Source organism: Methanobrevibacter sp., from assembly GCF_045646045.1.
In the GTDB taxonomy this organism is placed as follows: Archaea; Methanobacteriota; Methanobacteria; order Methanobacteriales; family Methanobacteriaceae; genus Methanocatella.
Genome location: NZ_JAZRJY010000153.1, coordinates 1 through 3,206, shown reverse-complemented (window position 1 = coordinate 3,206; position 3,206 = coordinate 1). Strand labels below are relative to the sequence as shown.

Annotated in this window: 3 protein-coding genes; 2 read left to right on the top strand and 1 reads right to left on the bottom strand. The window is 29.2% G+C overall.

Annotated elements, in window-relative coordinates:
- The first annotated feature begins 195 nt into the window (after positions 1-195).
- Positions 196-1,068 carry an AAA family ATPase gene (locus ACKI5C_RS10365; RefSeq protein WP_407433037.1) on the top strand — a complete coding sequence of 291 codons (873 nt, stop codon included), beginning with the start codon at positions 196-198 and terminating at the stop codon, positions 1,066-1,068.
- A 469-nt stretch (positions 1,069-1,537) separates the two neighbouring features.
- Positions 1,538-1,705: a hypothetical protein gene (locus ACKI5C_RS10360; protein WP_407433036.1), complete on the top strand. Its 168-nt coding sequence runs from the start codon at positions 1,538-1,540 to the stop codon at positions 1,703-1,705.
- Positions 1,706-1,875: 170 nt separating this feature from the next.
- On the opposite strand, the gene ACKI5C_RS10355 is transcribed toward ACKI5C_RS10360, so the two are convergent.
- Positions 1,876-2,481: a DUF3800 domain-containing protein gene (locus ACKI5C_RS10355; protein WP_407433035.1), complete on the bottom strand. Its 606-nt coding sequence runs from the start codon at positions 2,479-2,481 to the stop codon at positions 1,876-1,878.
- Between the last annotated feature and the right edge of the window lie 725 nt (positions 2,482-3,206).

Genomic DNA, 3,206 nt, shown 5'->3' with positions numbered 1-3,206 from the left:
TTTTCCAGTTCGATAGAGGCTCCAACTTCAATTGAGGATTATAATGCTTTGCACATTCCGATTTCATATCCAATATATAACAGGTCTGTTCTGGCAAAGCATTATGGTGGATATGACGGTGGATTAACTGTAGTGGAAGATGTAGTAAGTGGATTTGTAGGTCCGTTATAAAAAAAATTAAAGGAGGTAATTATTGTGCCAAAACAAATAGCAATTTATGGAAAAGGTGGTATCGGTAAATCCACCACAACTTCAAACTTATCCGCAGCATTGTCTGATTTGGGGTATAGTGTAATGCAGATAGGTTGTGACCCTAAAAACGATTCAACAACAACATTAAGAAAAGGTAAGTCCATTCCAACAGTATTGGATACCGTAAGAAAAAGATCAAGTGATTTGGATAATCTTGTCCATGAAGGATACAATGGAATTTACTGTATTGAAGCGGGTGGTCCCGAACCTGGTGTAGGTTGTGCCGGAAGAGGAATCATTGCGGCTATTGAATTGTTGAATACAAACGGTATCATCGATGAATACGATCCCGACATTATCATTTATGATGTTTTGGGTGATGTTGTATGTGGAGGTTTTGCAATGCCTATCCGTAAGGGAATTGCAGATCAGGTATATACAGTTACTTCATCTGACTACATGGCCATTTATGCGGTAAATAATCTGTTTAAAGGTATCTTAAAATATTCTAATAATGGTGGTGCATTGTTGGGTGGAGTTATAGGAAATTCCATTAAATCTTCCCTCCAAGAAGATATGATAAAAGATTTCACTGAAAAAACAAACAGTGACGTAATTCAGTTTGTTCCAAGGTCTCCTACTGTAACACGTTGTGAGTTGGATGGAGTGACAACAATTGAAGGGGCACCGGATTCTCTGCAAGCTGAAGTGTACAGAGAGCTAGCTCGTAAGGTAATTGCTAATAAGAACAAATTCCTGCCAACCCCATTTGATAATGATGATTTGTCCGATTGGGCATCTGGTTGGATTAATCAATTGCTGTTAAATCAAAAGACCGAAATGGATAATGTCCAGGAAGGAAGTTCTGGAATATGATTTGGTTTTACGTGAAACACGAATGATTGGTCATAGAGATATGGCTAATCATTAATTGTCTCAAATCAAAACATAAAAAATTTTGTCTCTAAAAAGTAGGTAATCAATAACTTTTTCCATAATTTTAACTGCCATTAATTCACATTTTTTGTTGTTGGTTACTTACAAACATCAATCAATAACCTTTTTGATGTGCATATCAACAGGTTATTATTGGGAAATAATCACATTCTTGGTTTTAATTAAAAAGACGCTTCATATTTTTAGTATTTTTTTACACGGCTATTAAAATAATTTTTCAAAAAATAAATTTAATCAATAGTTGAAATCAGTCAAAAATTTAAAATAAAAGAAGTTTTCAAACCTCTTCTATTTCATTCAAGTTTTCAATCATTTTTTGTTCGTATGGTATAGAACAAATTTCACTAAAAGTAGTAGATAATTTAAAGTGTGTTATGTCAACAGTAATATGCAGTTAGTTAAAAGGAATCAGAAATTGCATAATCCGGATTCACCACTATTGGTTGGTGAGGTTAAAGATGGTGATGTTGTAAAGGAAGTCAATGAACCCAGCTATATTGAAACTCATGAAAAAGTTCTACCACTTACACGTACTTTTCAATCAACTTTGTTATAAAATTTTATGTGTAAGTTTTCAGACAATATGTTTATATGTAATAGTGTACATACTATTAATTGAATTTTATAGAAGGTAAAAACTTCTTTTGAAGTTCAGCCCGTATATCCTTGTCTCGACGAGGGGCGAATTAGGTGGTATATGGGTTCTTCTATCATTCATCAAATACACTAATTTTCACATACTATTTTTACAACTTTGTTTTTAACCATATCTAAAAATTCAGGATTATTATTTTCAAAATTTTGAAAAGTTGACCATGAAATCAAATCAGCCATCTGCAAGCCTTTGTAATGCATTGAATCAGCGTGTTCTATTTTAATAGGCTGTTTTTGAATATTGTTTAAATGGTTTAAAAAGATTTGATTGAAATCATCTATTTCTTTTTGTTTGTTTTTTGATTTATCGATAAAGATGAAAGTGGGTTTATCAATCTTAATTAATTTAGCTAATCTTGATGCTAAGATATCATATGCTTTTTTATTGTCATCATATCCTATTTTATATCTGTTTGCTTTGTCAAAAACGATTATGAAAATTTCATAATCAATATTTTTTAATTTTTCAAGGATTTTAATTTTTAATTCATATGGGAGATTTCCTCCTTTGATTTCATTTGAAGTCAACATTTTCTTTTTAAAATTTCGTCTGGTTTTCTTGATTATTTTGTCTAGCTTTTTAGAATCCTCAACTTTGATCGCTGCTATGACAAAATACTTTGAACTACCTTTTTTAGTCCCTAAATCTCCACTTTCATCAATATAAATATAAGACATGTCTAAAACCAAATTACACTTAATTTTACATCTTAATAGTATCTTTTTCATCATTAATTAATATTTTTGTCAATGTTGCCATAGTTAGATATAATTAACTATTTTAAATAGAATAAACAATTTTAAACTAATTTTCATAAAAAATTTCTAATCAGCAAAGTTTTTTAACGAAATTTAGTGATAAGTAATGTTTTTCATATTTTTGATATGCGGTACAACTATTTCATGAGTCATATTGATGCACAACAAAGGTTAATTTGATTTTTGTACTTCCATATTTATATTTTGAATTTCATTGGTTTGAAATTTATTTCTAATTTTCATATTAATTTTCATTTGACTGAAAACAATATTAATTTTATTATTTACTTTTCAATATACTGAAAAATATAATACTATTTTTTATTTATTTATTAAATAGTTTTATATAGAATACTATTTTTTCAAATGGTTTCTTAGGGTTAAATAATCGTAAAGAAATAAATTAATTAGTAATTTAAAATTAACATTATATAAATCTATGTATAATCAAAAAACAATATTATAATCCGTGTAAATAAAAATAAACTTAAATCAAAATTTATTTTACTTTGAAAAATGAAACAAGATTTGAATTCGTAGTAGATAATTTGGATACTATTATACCAACAATAAGATGAAGCTGGCAAAAGGAACCAGAAGTTGCATAATCCTAATTCGCCCTTGCTGATTGGTGAGGTTAAAGA